The organism is Rickettsia montanensis str. OSU 85-930, assembly GCF_000284175.1.
In the GTDB taxonomy this organism is placed as follows: Bacteria; Pseudomonadota; Alphaproteobacteria; order Rickettsiales; family Rickettsiaceae; genus Rickettsia; species Rickettsia rickettsii.
In genome coordinates, this window is record NC_017043.1 from 1,155,379 (window position 1) to 1,172,737 (window position 17,359).

Here is a 17,359-nt window from a genome sequence, read left to right on the forward strand (position 1 = left end):
AATTGTATATTTGGTAAAATAAACATATAAAAACAAGTTTTTATATGTTTTACTAGATTACCGCTTTCGCGGGAATGACATAGAGAATCACGCACTAGTTAAACGCTTTATTATCTCTTCTCTATCAATCAAAGGTAAAACGCCTGCGATTTCCGGTCCTGATTCTCTGGCGGTTAAAGCAAGGCGAAGAGGTAAAAATAACTCCTTACCTTTCCTGCCTGTTATATTTGTTATTTCTTTAGTCCAAATGTTCCAGCTGTCTTTAGTGATTTCACCTTTCGGTAATAATTCTGCTGCTTGCTTTAAATATTCCTTATCTAAATTTAGATTTTCTACATTCGGAGTTTGATGGCAAATTTCCCACCAATCTTTTACATCACGTAATTTTTGCAAGTTAGGGCTTACCGATAACCAAAAATTTTCATCAATATACTCGGCATCTATTTCTTTAAGGCGTTCTTTTACTGTATCAAAATCTAAACTTATAAGTAATTTATGATTTAATCTTTCTAAATCTTCCGGCTGATAGATAGTTGGACTTTTAGAGAAACTACTTATCTCAAATTGATTTGCTAGCTTCTCCATTGATTTATAAGGCAAGATTTGTGCTGATGAACCAAGTAAACTAAAAAAGCTAGCGATTGCCATAGCTTCGATTCCGACTTCTTTTCTAAGAGTTGCGATCTCAAACCCTCCAACTCTTTTAGAAATTTTCTCATCTTTATTGACTATTAAACTTAAATGCCCAAAAGTCGGAGGAGTAGTATTTAAAGCCTCAAACATTTGAATTTGAATGGCGGTATTGCTAACGTGATCTTCACCCCTAATAATATGAGTAATATCATAATCAATATCGTCAATAACTGAGCATAACATATAGGTCATACTACCGTCTGCTCTTATCACTATTGGGTCGCTTAAAGCCTTGCCGTCATATTTAGCTTCGCCTTTGATCATATCATGCCAGCTAATCGGTTCATGATTTACCAAAAATCTATAATGCGGTTTTCTTCCTTGTTCTATATATTTCTTTGCTTGCTCTTCAGTTAGATTTAAGCTAGCTCGATCATAAATCGGTGGTAAACCTTTAGATAATTGAAATTTACGCTTTAATTCTAGCTCTTCAGGAGTCTCATAGCAGGCATATAATCTTTTTTTGTCTAGTAATAGATTTTTGATTTCATCATATCTACTTAAACGACTTAATTGATTAAATGTCTGATCCCAATTAATATTTAAAAATTTTAGATCTTCCTCGATAGCGTCTTTATATTCCTGTTTACTACGCTCTAAATCCGTATCGTCAAATCTTAAAATAAACTGTCCGTTATGCTTCTTTGCATATAGCCAGTTAAGCAATGCTGTCCTGATATTCCCGACATGTAACATACCGGTCGGTGACGGAGCAAATCGTGTTATAACTTTTGTCATAAATAAGTAATTTTATTAATTGTCATCCCGTGGCTTGACCATGGGATCTTGTATCACAGCCTGTGTCCTGAGACCACGTGATCAAGTCACGGGGTGACACTAAAACCATTTACGCCTGTTTCTTCTCTAATTTCGCTTTATTCTCTTCAATTAGCTTCATCGCATCATCTAAGCTTAAATTTAGAAAATCATATTTTTTTTGCACCGAAATAAATTTACCCATATATTTTATGTAAGGACCGAATTTACCGTATCCTATCATAATTTCCTCGTCGCTATCTTTATGAATACCTATTTTTAGCGGTAAGCTTAGAAGCTTTAATGCTATATCAAGTGTAATATCATTTTGGTTCAAGCTAGCAGGCACGGGGCTACGTTTCGGCTTTACTTTGCCTTCTTGTTCACCAAGTTGAATATAAGGTCCGTAAGGTCCTTTTTTAAGATATATTCCTACTCCGTCTTTATCCGTACCTAAAACTTTATTCTCATTAGGCATAGTGGCAGGCTCGCCTTCATTCTCGTTATTATCGTTACCGCTAACAATAGATTTTCTAAAAGTACATTCAGGGTAATTACTACATGCTAAAAACGCTCCGAACTTACCAAGCTTTAAGCTAAGCTCGCCCGTGTTACATGAAGGACAAACTTTAGATTCTTTATTCTCACCGAACAAGTGATAATCAAGGGCTTTCTGTACATAGCTAATAATCTCGGTTATTTTCTGCTCGTTTACTGATTCAATATTATGGTTAAAACCGCTCCAAAAATTATTTAAAGCAGCTTTCCATTCAAGTTTGCCGGCTGCTATTTCGTCTAATTCATTTTCAAGTCCTGCAGTAAAATCATATTCAACGTATTTTGTGAAGAAACCGACTAAAAATACCGTTACCAAACGTCCAAGCTCTTCAGGTATAAATCGTTTTTTCTCAAGAGCAACATATTTTCGATCTTGTAAAACCGATAAAATACTAGCATAGGTCGAAGGACGACCGATCCCAAGCTCTTCAAGTTTTTTCACTAAACTTGCTTCTGAATATCTTGGAGGCGGTTCGGTAAAATGTTGATTTGGAATAACTTCTTTAGTTTTAAGCGACTCTTGTTCTTTTAAAGGCGGCAGCATTTTATTTTCTTCTTCGGCGTCATCGTCCACACTTTCACGATAAACCTTATAAAATCCGTCAAAGGCTATAGTCGATCCGTTTGCTTTTGCCAAATATTCTTTATTTTCCGAAGCTAAATTTGCAACTACCAAATCCATTATAACATTTTCCATTTGGCAGGCTATAGTTCTTTTCCAAATCAACTCATAAAGCTTATAATAATCCTTTTCTAGCTTTTCTTTTAAGCTATCAGGAGTATAAGTAATATTTGTGGGTCTTATTGCTTCATGAGCTTCTTGAGCATTTTTTACTTTGGATTTATAAATTCTAGGGCTAATCGGTAAATATTTATCGCCGTAACTTTTATCGATTAACTTACGTATATCTGCTATTGCATCATTTGATAATGTCACGCCGTCGGTTCTCATATAAGTAATAAGCCCTATAGTTTCCTTACCTATATCAACACCCTCATAAAGTTTTTGTGCTATTTGCATAGTCTTTTTAGCACTAAAACCTAATTTTCTTGCTGCTTCTTGTTGTAGTGATGAAGTAATAAAAGGAGGTTGTGGTTGACGTTTTTGTTGTTTTTTTTCTATCTTATCAACATGAAATTTTTGAGATTTTAATTTTTCGGTTAAATCTTTGGCGTTTTTTTCGTTAATAATTGAGAATTGTTCTAACTTCTGATCGTTTACGTGAGTCAATTTAGCAGTAAATAGTTCGTTATTACTATTTTGCATTTTAAGGCTAATATCCCAATATTCTTCTGACTTAAAACGCTCTATTGCATCTTCTCGCTCACATATTAATCGCAGAGCTACGGACTGCACACGTCCTGCCGATTTACATCCCGGTAACTTACGCCATAAAAGAGGTGAAAGGGTAAAGCCGACTAAATAGTCTAAAGCTCTTCTTGCTTGTTGGGCATTTACTAAGTTAGTGTCAAGTTTCCTAGGGTTTTCAACGGCATGAATAATTGCTTTTTTAGTGATTTCGTTAAATGCTACCCTTTTGAAAAAATCATCGGATTTAACTTGATTCTTTTCTTTTATTACCTCTGCAACATGCCATGAGATAGATTCACCCTCACGATCAGGATCGGTTGCAAGATATACTGCATCAGCTTTTTTAGCATCTTTAACTATGGCATCTACATATTTACCGGCTTTATCGGAAATATCATATTTCATTGCAAAATTTTCATCAGGTAACACCGAGCCTTTTTTAGAAGGTAAATCTCTAATATGACCGAATGATGCAATAACCTTAAACTCATCACCTAAATATTTATTTATCGTTTTTGCCTTTGCCGGCGATTCTACTATTACTAATTTCATCTACTTATTATAAACTAATGATATTTTATTACCGGCGTGACGCATTACTGTCCCGGCGAGTTCTAATTCTAATATTACCGTATATATGATAGGAAGCGGTAATTCTATTTCTTTTTGTAAATATTCAAAGTCTATGGGTACTGCCGATAATAATTCCAATATAGCAGTACGCTCCTTTTGTGACGGTTCTTTAACATATCTCGTATTTACTGTGCCTAGCTCAACAAAATCCTTAAATAATCCATCATCTTTTTTTATAAATTCTTCATATTGCGGTAAATTAGCTACAATATCGTCTACTGATTCCACTAAATATGCTCCCTCTCTAATCAATTTATTTGTACATTGACATCTTGGATCTAAAGGAAAGCCGGGAACGGCAAATATTTCCCTGTTTTGTTCAAGTGCAAATTTTGTAGTTATTAATGAACCGGATTTTAGCTTGCTTCTACTACCACTACTCCTAAGGCTAGTCCCGATATTATCCTATTACGCTGTGGAAAATGTTTTCCAAGCGGGGTAGAGCCGATAGGTAACTCAGCTAATATTAAACCTTCTTCTGCTAAATTTTCAAATAGTTTTTTATTTTCCGGTGGATATATATGATCAATACCGCCTGCAATAACTCCGATAGTTTGAGAAATTGCAGCTTGATGTACGCTGCTATCTATTCCTCGTGCTAACCCTGAAACGGTTATGTAACCTTCTTTTACTAAATCATTTGCAATTTTATGAGCAAAGCTTCTTCCGTTTGCAGCAGCGTTTTTTATACCTACTATTGCTATGATTTAATAACTCTATATTACCTTTATAGATTAATATTGGCGGTGGATCATAAATTATAATTTTAATATTCCGGAGATTTATATGTGATGATCTTAGCATTGTCTTTTTCGAGAAGCTCTAACTCTTTTTCAGCATCGCTTTTACTGAAAATTTTAATTGGTTTTGACTTCCCGCCTCGCAATGAAAAATCCAGAACGTTATCTATGGCAGTTGCTGCATCACCGAATAATTTAATTACACTAAGACGTAAAATATTAATTGTTTCAATATTATAAAATATTTTAGGAGCAGAAAATAATTCTTTCAACATTATTTAGGGTTATTTGATATTGCGTTAGTGCTTTATGTCATTCCTGCCTAGGCGGGAATCCAGTCAAACATATAAAAATTTGTGTTTTTATATGCTTATTTTATCAATGTTAAGGTTATTTTTTTTCTGGATTCCCGCTTTCGCGGGAATGACATCAGAACCATGCAACAACACTAGACAAGCCACGGTAGGACAGTTTCCCACTTTAATAATACAGTAACATATTACAGCTTCTCTGCATGTGAGCTTAAATAATGTGCTATACCTTCATGTGATGGGGTAATTGCTTCCTCACCTTTATGCCAGCCGGCAGGACAAACTTCGCCGTACTTTTGATGATGAGTTAAAGCATCGATTACTTTTAATGTATAATTAATATCACGACCGATAGGTAAGTCGTTAACTAGCATGTGACGTACTATGAAATCCTTATCGATTAAAAAAGTTCCACGCAAAGCAACACCGTCTTCATTAAGTACATTATATTTTGAAGAAATATCCTTTTTTATATCGGAAACCATTGGGAATTGTACTTGTCCAAGTCCGCCTTTATTATGCGGAGTATTTTTCCAAGCTAAATGGCTAAAATGAGAATCAATGCTAACAGCTACTACTTTAGTACGTCTTTCGGTAAATTCACCAAGCTTATTGTGAAATGCTATAATTTCCGATGGACAAACAAAAGTAAAATCTAGGGGATAAAAAAATAACACTATATTATCCCCTGCAGCATAATCGCTAAGTTTAAACTTATCGTCTATATTATTATTAGGCATAATAGCTTTAGCTGTAAAATCCGGAGCAGTTTTGCCGACAAGTACTGACATATCCATAACCTTTTATTAATTAATAATCTGATATGATATATAAAACTAATTATTATTACAATAATAAATCTTTATAAATTGCTACTTATCTATTTTCGTTCCCGAAGAAGCTTTTAATTGGTTAAATATAGTTAACGCTCCGGTTATAAAACTACTCGGTTCTGAAAGATTTGCGGGTAAAATTACGGTGTTGGTATCTTTAGCCAAATTACCGAACGCACTAATATATTGCTCGGCTATTTTAAGAGCTACTGCATCACTTCCTCCCGTTTTTTGTACGGCAGTTGCGACAATCTCAATACTATTTGCTGTAGCGGTAGCGACTAAGCCTATTGCTTCAGCTTCACCTTTTGCCCTGTTAACTTGATCTGTATAAGAAGCTTCTGAATTCAGTACGATTTGTGCTTTTTCACCTTCTGCATGGTTAATTTTTGCTTGTCTATTACCTTCCGACTCTAGAATTTGAGCTCTTTTTTGACGCTCTGCCGCTACCTGCAATTCCATAGCTTTAAGTATAGTTTGCGGAGGTTGAATATCTTTAATTTCATAACGCATACATTGTATGCCCCAATTTATAGCAGCCTGATTAATAGCTGCTACAATTGCTACGTTTAAAGTTTCGCGCTCTTCAAAAGTTCTATCTAAAGGGAGTTTACCGATTTCCGAACGCATAGTAGTTTGAGCAAGCTGTGTTATGGCATAGTAAGGATTATTAACACCATAAGATGCTGCCATTGGATCAATGATCTTAACGTATAAAACACCGTCTATAGATAATGTTACGTTATCGTTTGAAATAGCTGTTTGAGCGGTAACGTCTATTGCTTCTTCTTTTAAAGTATGTTTGTATGCTACTCTCTGAATGACAGGGATGAGTAAATTTAAGCCAGGCTGCAGTACCTTATCGAATTTTCCAAGTCTTTCTACTACCCATGCTTGTTGTTGCGGTACAACTTTAACCATTTGTATTATAACTAAAATCGCTATAATACTGAAAATTAATAATGCATATTCCATAATTCAATACCTTTTTTTATTTCCACTCTATATTATTTTTAATTATAAAAAAAGGATTTAAGTTAAACGGTACTTAATTATATATTTTTTTATCACTAAAATGGGTTTTAATTACTTTGAGTAAAGAAAGAATGCTTGAATATTCTTCAAGTTGTTCATTTACATTTTTTATCTCATTTAAAGCGCTATTAAAATCTTTCTGCAATAAATACGTTTCAGCAGCTTTATTTTGTTCTAGTGTTTTAAGTAAAATGCTTTGTAAAAATCTATAATAATAATCGTCTAGTTTAGGTATATCAGACATAATAATAAATCATATAATTATTGAGTTCTTAATTTATATATAAATTTTTTAATAATTCAATAATTTTTAACTAGATTTACATATACTTAAGTCTTTATTTATTATGTCTGAATCTATATTTAAACAGTCAAGGATTGAATGAAATACATAATCATGGCTAATTTCGGTATTAGCATAATTTTTAATTGAAGATACTGATTTAGGATATTTGGCTTGAAAATCATCTGATACCCAAACTATAAGAGGTACGGTTATTTGTTCTGCAAGTAGTGGACCGCCGTGACCGTAATAACCATTTTCTCCGAGGGACTCGCCGTGATCAGATACATATAATAAAAATGCATTTTTATCTTTAAGCAAATCTATTAAATTAGACAAAAAAAAATCGGTATATAAAATAGAGTTATCATAACTGTTAACTAAAGCAAGCTTATCGCAATCACTTGCATCTCCCTTAATCTTAATAGGACAGGTAGGGGTAAAATACTCAAACTCTTTTGGATATCTCGCATTATAGTTCCAATGGCTGCCGGAAGTGTGAACTACTAAAAATTGTTTCTCTGAGTTTGTTATTATTTCTTTTATAAAAGGCAATATTTTTTCATCATGATCATTTAAAGAAAATAGGGCAGAGCCGCCCGGTACTATAGTAAAATTAACGTCATTATATATATTACTGAGGTCAAAATTTGCAAAACTCCTCATTAAAGTTTGAGTACCGATCCAGGTAGTATTAAAGCCAAGATTTGTTAAAATTGATAAAAAGCTGTTCTCTTGTCTACTATTTTCAATTTGACTTGCAGGATAGCGTGAAAGTAACGACGGTACGGAAAGATAGGTAAGGTTAGAAGAAGATTTAGCTTTGAAAGAAATTAGGTTTTGAGTAGTCTTTAAGTAAGGAGTCGTATCTCTTTCATAACCGTTAATACCGAAATGATCAAATCTTGCTGATTCTCCTATAACTAAAACACCGATAATATCTTTATCTGACTTATCTATAAAGTTATATTGTTTGCTAATATCTATACATGCATAATTTTTATCACCGAAATTTCCGGCAAAATTAAGGTAGCTATTATGTAAATACTGAATGGGAAAATAATTTTTTAGTATCTTAAATGAAGGAGTAATAATATTATATACAAAAATAAGTAAGCAAGCGGCAGATAATAGTTTTGTTACGAATGATTTAGAATTTTCGGCGGCAAAAGATTTGAGAGTATAAAAACAGGTAAAAAGGCAAAAAATTATCCATATTATTAACTTAATGCTGGTTAATTCATAAACTTCGTTTAAATCCGTTGAGAAAAAACTACCTATTACTTGTTTAGTAGGATTGATTTTGAAGAAATAAATGTAATAACTAGCAATAGCGGATGTTATAAATAAAAACCCCACGCCGATTTTTAACACTAATCTATGTACGCTAAGACCGAAAAATGCTATAAAAGAAAATATATAAATATAGCAAAAATCTTTTGATAACTCTAATATCCCTCTAAAGATTGTTGCTTTATAATAATCAAATTTATAAATCAATATTGCGGTATTAAATAATAAACAATAAATAAAGGCTAAAATCGCCGATAATTTAATTAATTTCGTATCTAAATGTTTCTGAATAATTTTTAGCATAAATAATAATTAATAAAGTAATTTTTATAACTATCATGATCATAAAAAATCTTCAAGAATTTTATCGGCTTTTAATACCAAATGCTCCGCTTATCGCTATTGATTACGGAAGCAAAAAATTAGGAATCGCATTATCTAATCAAAAACGTAGTATTGCTATGCCCTTAAATACTATAACCGAGATAAATAAAAAAATTTTTATTACTTCCTTGCTTAATATCATCGAGAAATATAAAGTTTGCGGTGTTATAATAGGTCTACCGATTGATATGAGCGGAGCAGTAACGGAGCAAACAAATATAGTGATGAAATTTGCTGAAGAGCTAGCAAAATCTATAAACTTGCCTATATATTTACAAGATGAAAGATTAACTACCAAAGCTGCAAATAATTTCCTTAAATCGTTTGGAGTGAAAAGAAAAGACCGTAATAATAACGATGATGCAGTAGCTGCTAGTATGATTCTTGAAACCGTGCTTGATTCTATAAAAAATATTTAATTAGGAAAGAATTGAGGAGTTGTTGCATGGACTGTTTCATGTCATTCCCGCGAAAGTGGGGATCCAGCAAAATAACTTCAATATTGATATAGAAGTTGCATATTTGACAAAATAAACCTATAAAAACAAGTTTTTATAGGTTTTACTGGATTCCCGCCTACGCGGGAATGACATAAAACAGTCCATGCAACAAAGCCAAGAATTTATGACAAACAAATTACCTCCTATTTCACCGGGACAAATTTTACTAGCAGAATTTATGGAACCTATGGGGATTAGTCAAAGCAAACTTGCTCGTAATATTGATGTACCCGTTACTAGGATCAATAATATAATTAAGCATCATCGTTCAATTACCGCTGATACAGCCCTTCGTTTGGGTAAGTATTTTAATATTAATCCTCGTTGGTGGATGAATATGCAAGACCAATATTATTTAGAGCTTGCAGAAGATGAAGGTTGGGAAATTACAGAAGATAGAATAAGAACCTTTTCTATAGCAAGTTAATTATTTATAACTCAATATTGTTACGCACTCAAAACACTATTGTAAAGATATGTTATTTATGATAGAACCGATTCGGTAAAAATAAATAAAATATACTATGAAAATATTAATTTTAGGTGTTACCGGTATGCTAGGTAATAGCATATTCAGGTTTTTAAGTAGTGATAAAAAATTTGACATTTTTGCGACAGCCCGAAATAATTCAGCTCGTTCTTACTTTTCTAAGGATTTATCCGATAAATTAATTACAAGTGTAGATGTTGAGAACCATGATTCGTTAGTTGAGGTATTTAATCAAACAAAACCCGACATAGTAATAAATTGTATAGGGCTTGTAAAACAATTGGCAGATGCTAATGACCCGTTAAAAGCATTACCGATAAATAGTTTGCTGCCTCATAGGCTAGCTAATTTATGTAAACTAGCTAATTCAAGGTTAATCCATATTAGTACTGATTGTGTGTTTTCAGGAAAAAAAGGTAATTATAAGGAAAGCGATTTTTCTGACTGTTATGACCTTTACGGTCGTTCAAAATTTCTTGGTGAGGTAGATTATCCGCATGCTATCACATTGCGTACTTCCATTATAGGTCATGAGCTAGCAGGCAATAGAAGCTTAATCAGTTGGTTTTTAAGTGCAGAAGGTTCAGTGAAAGGGTTTGAGAAAGCTATTTATTCAGGATTCCCGACAGTAGAGTTTGCAAGAATAATAAGGGATTTTGTGTTACCTAATAAAGAGTTGCACGGGCTTTATCATGTTGCCTCAAAACCGATTAATAAGTTAGAATTGTTAAAATTAGTAGCAGAAATATATAATAAAGAAATCGATATTATTCCGTCAGATGAGCTTGTAATAGATCGCTCACTAGATAGCACTCGTTTTAATGAGGTGACGGGATATGCGCCTCCTGAATGGCGTGAGCTTGTAAAGCGTATGTGTGAGTTTAAGTAAATTGTCATTGCGAGTGTAGGTTTGTCCACTTTTGTCATCCCGTGGCTTGTCCTATAGTACTGGACAGTTTTTAAAAAGATCTCAATGTCATCCCCGCGAAAGCGAGGATCCAGAATAAAAAATCTTTCATTTTAAAGATTTTTTATTATATAGTTTTTTTTAAGTAAAGCTTTTAAAAAAAAGCTGTGCTTTACTGGATTCCCGCCTACGCGGGAATGACATAGAAGAAAAATGTCCAGTACTATAGGCTTGTACACGGAATCCAGCATAAAGTGAGATAAATCGAGCTTTTTATGTTTGTATTTTTTATAACTGGACCCTGTGGACAAGCCACAGGATGACTACCTTAGAGTGTTCCTCGATTGACACAATGACAGAATGAATAATAACAAAATAGGTATTTATATATAATGTTTGTAGATAAAACTTTAATGATTACAGGAGGCACCGGTTCGTTTGGTAATGCGGTGCTTTCTCGTTTTCTTAAATCCGATATTATTAACGATATTAAGGAAATTCGTATTTTCAGTAGAGATGAAAAAAAGCAAGAGGATATGCGTATTGCTTTAAATAATCCGAAACTTAAATTCTATATCGGTGACGTACGCAATTATAAAAGTATTGATGAGGCAATGCACGGTGTAGATTATGTATTCCATGCCGCTGCTTTAAAGCAGGTTCCGACTTGTGAATTTTATCCTATGGAAGCAATAAATACTAACGTCTTAGGTGCTGAAAATGTTTTAAGTGCTGCTATTAATAACAAAGTTACAAAAGTTATTGTACTGAGTACCGATAAGGCTGTATATCCAATTAATGCAATGGGATTATCTAAAGCATTAATGGAAAAGTTAGCAATAGCAAAAGCACGTATGCGTTCTCCAGGTGAGACTGTGCTTTGCGTCACTAGATACGGTAACGTTATGGCTTCTAGAGGTTCGGTAATTCCTCTTTTTATCAATCAAATAAAACAAGGTAAGGAATTAACCATTACAGAACCGTCAATGACACGTTTTTTAATGTCGCTTGTAGATTCGGTGGATTTAGTTTTATATGCGTTTGAGCATGGTCATCAGGGTGATATTTTCGTACAAAAATCTCCGGCAAGCACAATTGAAGTACTCGCAAAAGCGTTACAAGATATATTCGATAGCAAAAATGAAATACGTTTTATCGGTACACGTCACGGCGAAAAACATTACGAATCATTAGTATCATCAGAAGAAATGGCAAAAGCTGATGATTTAAGGGATTATTACCGTATTCCTATGGACGGGCGCGATCTTAATTATGCAAAATATTTTGTTGAAGGTGAAAAGAAAGTAGCACTTTTAGAGGATTACACTTCCCATAATACAAAACGTTTAAATTTAGAAGAAGTAAAAGAGTTATTACTGACTCTTGATTACGTACAAGAGGAGCTAAAAAATGCTTAAGGTAATGACGATTGTCGGTACTCGTCCTGAACTTATTAAACTATGCTGCGTGATTTCCGAGTTTGATAAATATACTAATCACATCCTAGTTCACACCGGTCAAAATTATGCATATGAATTACATCAGGTTTTTTTTGATGATATGGGAATTAGAAAACCCGATTATTTCTTAGAAGTAGCAGCAGATAATACGGCAAAATCTATCGGGTTTATTATCGAAAAAGTTGATGAAGTACTTGAGAAAGAAAAGCCCGACGCCGTTTTATTTTACGGTGATACTAATTCATGTCTATCGGCAATTGCCGCTAAACGCCGTAAAATTCCGATTTTTCATATGGAAGCGGGAAATCGTTGTTTTGATCAGCGTGTACCTGAAGAAATAAACCGTAAAATCATTGATCATATTAGTGACGTTAACATTACGTTAACCGAGCATGCAAGACGTTATTTAATTTTCGAAGGTTTACCGCCTGAGCTTATTTTTAAATCAGGTTCGCATATGCCTGAGGTCCTTGATCGCTTTATGCCTAAAATATTAAAGTCTGATATTTTAGATAAATTGTCACTTACCACAAAGCAATATTTCTTAATTAGCTCACATCGTGAGGAAAATGTTGATGTCAAAAATAATCTGAAAGAATTATTAAGTAGTTTACAAACGCTTATTAAAGAGTATAATTTTCCTGTAATCTTCTCAACACACCCAAGGACTAAAAAAAGGCTTGAGGATTTAGAGGGGTTTAAAGAACTTGGCGATAAAATAAGATTTTTGCCGGCCTTCGGGTTTACGGACTACGTCAAACTTCAGATGAATGCATTTTGTATTTTATCCGATAGCGGTACTATCACTGAAGAGGCTTCTATACTTAATTTACCTGCTTTAAATATTCGAGAAGCACATGAACGTCCTGAAGGTATGGACGCCGGAACGCTTATTATGTCGGGTTTTAAGGCTGAACGGGTACTACAATCGGTGAAAGCTATTACGGCAGAACACGAGAATAATAAACGCTTGCAAGATATCGTGCCGGATTATGCAGAAGCAGGACTTGTATCAAAGAAGATATTACGTATAGTTTTAAGTTATGTGGATTATGTTAACCGTACAGTATGGTTTAAAAAGTAATCCTATTCATTATTATCATATCAAAAACATGAAATTCTTTAAATTAATAAAACTTAACACTTTATGTGTTTTTTTACTAATAACTCTTATATCTTCTTTTTGCTATTCCAAAGAAAATTCTTATAAAAAAATAGTTTTCCTTGTTAGTACAGAGACATTCGGCGGCAAAGGCGTATACGCAATGTATAATGAGATGAAAAAAATAGGTCATGATGTCAAAATTGTAATAGTACCTCATCCTCATCCCAATATTCAAGGAGGAATAGATACCGGGTTTATTAGTAAATTTGATACACAAGATGTGATATATCCATGCGGTAAGTATGCTTCTTATTCAAATGTTAATACAAAATGTGAAATTTCTGAACTAAAAAATTATCAGCCGGATTTTATCTTTACGCAAAACCCTTACGAAAATTTTCAAGGCTATATATCAGAACCTTTTACGGCTGCTAATTTGTATAAGAGCTTTAGAGGAACTAAAACAAAAATTATGTATATAGTCTATGGTCCGCATATCTTTCATCAAAAAAATATTGATGATGATAAGTTATCAAGTTGCATAGAGACGGTATTTGTTGATTCAGAAAGTACAAAGGATATCTTTATTAGTAATTATAAATTTCCTAAGGATAGAGTTATTGTTTCAGGTTATCAACCATACTATGAAGTAAGAAATTATAATATTAAAGAAAAACCAAACTCGGAAACCATTTTATGGCTTCCTAGATGGGAATTATCATTTAAAAATAGAGATTTATATGAAGGAGGTTCTACTTTCTTAAATTATCACTATTTTTTCTATAATTATGCATTACAACATCCTAATATTCATTTTATTATAAGACCGCATGTTACACTATTTACCTATGCGGTCGGTAAAAATTACTTAAGCCAAAGTGATATGGATAATATATTAAGTAGATTTAACTCTTTAAAGAATGTTACTGTTTCTGCACATGCATTCAGGTCGTTACTGGATGATATAATGGTGTCAGATATTGTAATAAGTGACGGTACTTCATCTCTTGCTGAAGTAGTAGTTGCCGATAAGCCTATAATTTACTTAAGTAATGGTTGGAATAATGAATTTAATAGCAATGCTCTATCTAAAGAATTAAAAAAATATATGTATTTTGCTTATGAGCCGCAAGATATTATTAACTATATAGAATTTATTAAGCAAAATCATTATTTACCTTATCATGAAAATAGTAATGGCAGAAATCAATTTAAAAGGATGCTTGATCCTGTAGAAAACCCTGCTGCATTTATTGCCGAATATTTATTCAAATTATAATAGTTTAAATAATTTATGTTAGAAGAAATTTATAATGATGGAGAAAGATTAATTCCTGGGGAAACTTATGATGTTTGAGAGGTAATGCGTCATAAAAGTAGCTATAAGATTTTTAAAAAAATTATAGAAGCCGATATACTTAATAGCCCATTAATGCTAAATCAAAAAATAAAAATTTTAGATATAGGTTGTGGAACGGGACACGGAACTTTCATGCTTAGCGATATATTAGGAGTAGAAATTACAGCAATAGATATCAGTAAAGAATCTATAATTTATGCTGAACAAAATTATGGAGCATCTAATATACAATATATTAAATCTGATTTAGTTAGTTTTATTAAAAAGGCAGAAGAATATGATTATATTGTATTACGACATGCACTTGAGCATATTGAAGATTGGTTAAATCTAGCACTTAATCTTAAATATAAAAAACGATTAATAGTAAATGCACCTTTTAATGAACCGGAAGGGAATATACATCATTTAGTTAATTGAATTACTGAAAAAGACTTTGAATCATATCCGAACAAAGAATTTTTTTTATGAAGGAGTAGATGGTGTAACTAACGACACGCATTCTGAAAAAATCCTCCTAATTCTATAATCTGTATATCTAGTAACTCAGATTTAAAGCCTATAAAACAATTATTTAACTATCCAATCTCAGCTTGGACTCCGGAATTTTTAGAAAAGCTAGGTTTGCAATCCCAAGATGTATTAAAACAATTTCTGCAAACTAGAGATGCATTTAAAAATAGCGAAGAGAAAAACTTAAACTATGAAATTAAATAATACTGTAACAGAGCTAAATAATGCTTTAGAAGAAATAAAAATTCTTAAAAATAAACTTCACTAATAATTAGTTTATTTTAATTATTAGTGAAGAAGAAAAATCTATTTTTCTAAAGCTCTATAGAAAATTTAAACAATAAAACTAACATTTTATAAATTATTTTTAAAAGTTATGACAACTAGCAAAGATAAACCTCTAAATATTTATCATACTTTAGTTTCTATTATTATACCTGTCTATAATGGGGCTAATTATATGAAAGAAGCTATAAATAGTGCTTTAGCACAAACTTACAAAAATATTGAAATTATTGTTGTTAATGATGGTTCAAAAGATAATGGAGAGACAGAACGTGTAGCATTATCATATGGTGATAAAATACGCTATTTTCATAAAGAAAACGGAGGTTGTGGTTCGGCCTTAAATTACGGTATAAAAAACATGAAAGGGGAATATTTTTCGTGGCTTAGCCATGATGATATATATTATCCTAATAAAATCGAGCATCAAGTTGACATATTAAATAAATTAGATAATAAAGATACTATCATTTACGGTGGTTATGAATTAATCGATGAAAAAGGCAACTTTCTACGTTATATTAAACCGGATAGTGTGCTACCTATAAATAAACTTAATATTTCTTTATTGCCTTTATTACGAGGATTAATACATGGTTGTTCGTTATTGATTCCTGCTAAATATTTTCATGAAGTCGGTATATTTAATGAGGCTTTACCGACAACGCAAGATTATGATTTATGGTTTAAAATTTTCCGTGTTGCCCCTATTCATTTTGACGAATCTATCCTAATTAAATCTCGTTTTCATTCAGAGCAAGGTAGTAAAAAAATATCAAATCATAACGAAGAATGTAATGTATTATGGTCATCGTTTCTTCACGAGTTAACAGAAGAAGAAATGATCAAAATGGAAGGTTCTCCTTATTTATTTTTAACTCGTACAGCTACTTTTTTATCCAATAATACTCCGTATAAAAAAGCCTGTGATTTAGCAAATACTATGGCTAAACAAGTACTAAATGATACTAAAATTAGTGTTATTATACCGGTATATAATAGAATAAATTGGGCAATTGAAGCTATAGAAAGTGTACTTATTCAAACACACAAAAATTTTGAGATACTTATAATAGATGATGGGTCGACTGATGATATATCAGAATTAACTTCAATATGCAAAAAAGATAAAAGAATAAAATATTTTCATAAAAAAAATGAAGGACCTGCTGCCGCACGTAACTTAGGTATTAAAAATGCTATAGGAAAATATATTGCTTTCCTTGATTCGGACGATTTATTTTATAAGGATAAAATAGAAATCCAATTAAAGTTTATGGAAGAAAATAATTTTATATTTTCTCATACTTCATATCAAAAAATAAATGAAAAAGGAAAATATATAGAATCTGTTCATTCCGGGTTTTTTAGTGGCAATGTTTTTCCTCAAGTCATACAAACTTGTCCAATAGCAATGCCGACAGTTATGGGAACTTTGACATTATTCCAAGAAAATTTATTTCCTGAAAATATAAGAAGCGGTGAAGATTGTTGTTTATGGATATCTATTGCTAGTAAAAACTCAATAGGCGGTATAGACAAAGAATTGTCTAAAGTACGAATTAGCGGTGGTACTAATACGTTTATGGACCCAAATAAATATTCAGTAGGTTTAATAAATATTACTTCTTATGTTCTTAATGATTCTTATTTAAGTAAATTTAGTCCGTTTACTATTAATTTGTTATTAGCAGCTGTTACACAATTAAGATTACTAGAAAACAACAATGAAGACTATAAAAAAAGTAATATTTCTTTTTTCAAAAATAACTATGTAATTCAAAAAATACGAACCTATTGCTTTGTGACAAAAATTTTGATTTTATTAACTATTACTTCTATAAGGCAAGAAGGAATACGTGCAACAATCTCTAGAATACAGAGATGGCTTAAAAAGCATATATAAAT

At 32.2% G+C, this 17,359-nt stretch carries 16 protein-coding genes and 1 pseudogene; 8 read left to right on the forward strand and 9 right to left on the reverse strand.

From position 1 onward, the window contains the following. Positions 1-87: 87 nt before the first annotated feature. The 9 genes and pseudogenes from gltX to MCI_RS06275 all read right to left on the reverse strand — a co-directional run bounded on the left by gltX (position 88) and on the right by MCI_RS06275 (position 8,750). Positions 88-1,431, reverse strand: a complete 1,344-nt coding sequence (gene gltX / locus MCI_RS06240; protein WP_014410139.1) for a glutamate--tRNA ligase — start codon at positions 1,429-1,431, stop codon at positions 88-90. A 109-nt stretch (positions 1,432-1,540) separates the two neighbouring features. Further along, the gene (topA, locus tag MCI_RS06245) at positions 1,541-3,871 is read right to left on the reverse strand and encodes a type I DNA topoisomerase (protein WP_014410140.1); all 2,331 of its coding nucleotides are present in this window, start codon (positions 3,869-3,871) and stop codon (positions 1,541-1,543) included. Then, complete coding sequence (locus tag MCI_RS10135) at positions 3,872-4,180, reverse strand: hypothetical protein (protein ID WP_014410141.1); 309 nt, start codon at positions 4,178-4,180, stop codon at positions 3,872-3,874. Positions 4,181-4,234: 54 nt separating this feature from the next. Then, a pseudogene (locus MCI_RS08085) lies at positions 4,235-4,659 on the reverse strand (DNA-processing protein DprA); the annotation flags it as partial. A gap of 59 nt (positions 4,660-4,718) precedes the next feature. Next, positions 4,719-4,967, reverse strand: coding sequence for a hypothetical protein (locus tag MCI_RS06255; protein ID WP_041404264.1), 249 nt, complete (start codon positions 4,965-4,967; stop codon positions 4,719-4,721). Positions 4,968-5,191: 224 nt separating this feature from the next. Beyond that, a complete protein-coding gene (locus MCI_RS06260; RefSeq protein WP_014410142.1) occupies positions 5,192-5,794 on the reverse strand; it encodes a peroxiredoxin in 603 nt (200 codons plus the stop codon). Between the two features lie 81 nt (positions 5,795-5,875). Next, positions 5,876-6,811, reverse strand: coding sequence for an SPFH domain-containing protein (locus MCI_RS06265; RefSeq protein ID WP_014410143.1), 936 nt, complete (start codon positions 6,809-6,811; stop codon positions 5,876-5,878). Between the two features lie 73 nt (positions 6,812-6,884). Next, complete coding sequence (locus MCI_RS06270) at positions 6,885-7,115, reverse strand: hypothetical protein (RefSeq protein WP_014410144.1); 231 nt, start codon at positions 7,113-7,115, stop codon at positions 6,885-6,887. A 66-nt stretch (positions 7,116-7,181) separates the two neighbouring features. After that, positions 7,182-8,750, reverse strand: a complete 1,569-nt coding sequence (locus tag MCI_RS06275; RefSeq protein ID WP_014410145.1) for a phosphoethanolamine transferase — start codon at positions 8,748-8,750, stop codon at positions 7,182-7,184. A 35-nt stretch (positions 8,751-8,785) separates the two neighbouring features. On the opposite strand from MCI_RS06275, the gene ruvX reads away from it, so the two are divergent. The 8 genes from ruvX (at position 8,786) to MCI_RS06315 (ending at position 17,357) form a co-directional block, all read left to right on the forward strand. Beyond that, on the forward strand, positions 8,786-9,250 hold the full coding sequence (gene ruvX, locus MCI_RS06280) for a Holliday junction resolvase RuvX (protein WP_014410146.1): 465 nt from the start codon (positions 8,786-8,788) through the stop codon (positions 9,248-9,250). Positions 9,251-9,434: 184 nt separating this feature from the next. Next, on the forward strand, positions 9,435-9,758 hold the full coding sequence (locus tag MCI_RS06285; protein WP_014410147.1) for a HigA family addiction module antitoxin: 324 nt from the start codon (positions 9,435-9,437) through the stop codon (positions 9,756-9,758). A gap of 97 nt (positions 9,759-9,855) precedes the next feature. Beyond that, positions 9,856-10,710: a dTDP-4-dehydrorhamnose reductase family protein gene (locus tag MCI_RS06290; protein WP_014410148.1), complete on the forward strand. Its 855-nt coding sequence runs from the start codon at positions 9,856-9,858 to the stop codon at positions 10,708-10,710. A 410-nt stretch (positions 10,711-11,120) separates the two neighbouring features. Beyond that, positions 11,121-12,146 carry a UDP-glucose 4-epimerase gene (gene capD / locus MCI_RS06295; protein WP_014392092.1) on the forward strand — a complete coding sequence of 342 codons (1,026 nt, stop codon included), beginning with the start codon at positions 11,121-11,123 and terminating at the stop codon, positions 12,144-12,146. Next, entirely contained in the window at positions 12,139-13,272 is a 1,134-nt protein-coding gene (gene wecB, locus MCI_RS06300; protein WP_014410149.1) for a non-hydrolyzing UDP-N-acetylglucosamine 2-epimerase, read from the forward strand. Before capD ends, wecB begins: the two co-directional genes overlap by 8 nt. After that, a complete protein-coding gene (locus tag MCI_RS06305; protein WP_014410150.1) occupies positions 13,232-14,572 on the forward strand; it encodes a hypothetical protein in 1,341 nt (446 codons plus the stop codon). The genes wecB and MCI_RS06305 overlap by 41 nt, the downstream gene beginning before the upstream one ends. Before the next feature lie 153 nt (positions 14,573-14,725). Beyond that, a complete protein-coding gene (locus tag MCI_RS06310; protein WP_332248946.1) occupies positions 14,726-15,073 on the forward strand; it encodes a class I SAM-dependent methyltransferase in 348 nt (115 codons plus the stop codon). 469 nt (positions 15,074-15,542) lie between these two features. Further along, positions 15,543-17,357: a glycosyltransferase family 2 protein gene (locus MCI_RS06315; protein ID WP_014410152.1), complete on the forward strand. Its 1,815-nt coding sequence runs from the start codon at positions 15,543-15,545 to the stop codon at positions 17,355-17,357. Positions 17,358-17,359 lie beyond the last annotated feature (2 nt).

What these genes read in the sequence shown, in the direction of transcription:
- gltX (WP_014410139.1), bottom strand. Translation starts at nt 1,431, where the DNA reads ATGACAAAAGTTATAACACGATTTGCTCCGTCACCGACCGGTATGTTA.
- topA (WP_014410140.1), bottom strand. Translation starts at nt 3,871, where the DNA reads ATGAAATTAGTAATAGTAGAATCGCCGGCAAAGGCAAAAACGATAAAT.
- MCI_RS06255 (WP_041404264.1), bottom strand. Translation starts at nt 4,967, where the DNA reads ATGTTGAAAGAATTATTTTCTGCTCCTAAAATATTTTATAATATTGAA.
- MCI_RS06260 (WP_014410142.1), bottom strand. Translation starts at nt 5,794, where the DNA reads ATGTCAGTACTTGTCGGCAAAACTGCTCCGGATTTTACAGCTAAAGCT.
- MCI_RS06265 (WP_014410143.1), bottom strand. Translation starts at nt 6,811, where the DNA reads ATGGAATATGCATTATTAATTTTCAGTATTATAGCGATTTTAGTTATA.
- MCI_RS06270 (WP_014410144.1), bottom strand. Translation starts at nt 7,115, where the DNA reads ATGTCTGATATACCTAAACTAGACGATTATTATTATAGATTTTTACAA.
- MCI_RS06275 (WP_014410145.1), bottom strand. Translation starts at nt 8,750, where the DNA reads ATGCTAAAAATTATTCAGAAACATTTAGATACGAAATTAATTAAATTA.
- ruvX (WP_014410146.1), top strand. Translation starts at nt 8,786, where the DNA reads ATGATCATAAAAAATCTTCAAGAATTTTATCGGCTTTTAATACCAAAT.
- MCI_RS06285 (WP_014410147.1), top strand. Translation starts at nt 9,435, where the DNA reads ATGCAACAAAGCCAAGAATTTATGACAAACAAATTACCTCCTATTTCA.
- MCI_RS06290 (WP_014410148.1), top strand. Translation starts at nt 9,856, where the DNA reads ATGAAAATATTAATTTTAGGTGTTACCGGTATGCTAGGTAATAGCATA.
- capD (WP_014392092.1), top strand. Translation starts at nt 11,121, where the DNA reads ATGTTTGTAGATAAAACTTTAATGATTACAGGAGGCACCGGTTCGTTT.
- wecB (WP_014410149.1), top strand. Translation starts at nt 12,139, where the DNA reads ATGCTTAAGGTAATGACGATTGTCGGTACTCGTCCTGAACTTATTAAA.
- MCI_RS06305 (WP_014410150.1), top strand. Translation starts at nt 13,232, where the DNA reads ATGTGGATTATGTTAACCGTACAGTATGGTTTAAAAAGTAATCCTATT.
- MCI_RS06310 (WP_332248946.1), top strand. Translation starts at nt 14,726, where the DNA reads ATGCTAAATCAAAAAATAAAAATTTTAGATATAGGTTGTGGAACGGGA.
- MCI_RS06315 (WP_014410152.1), top strand. Translation starts at nt 15,543, where the DNA reads ATGACAACTAGCAAAGATAAACCTCTAAATATTTATCATACTTTAGTT.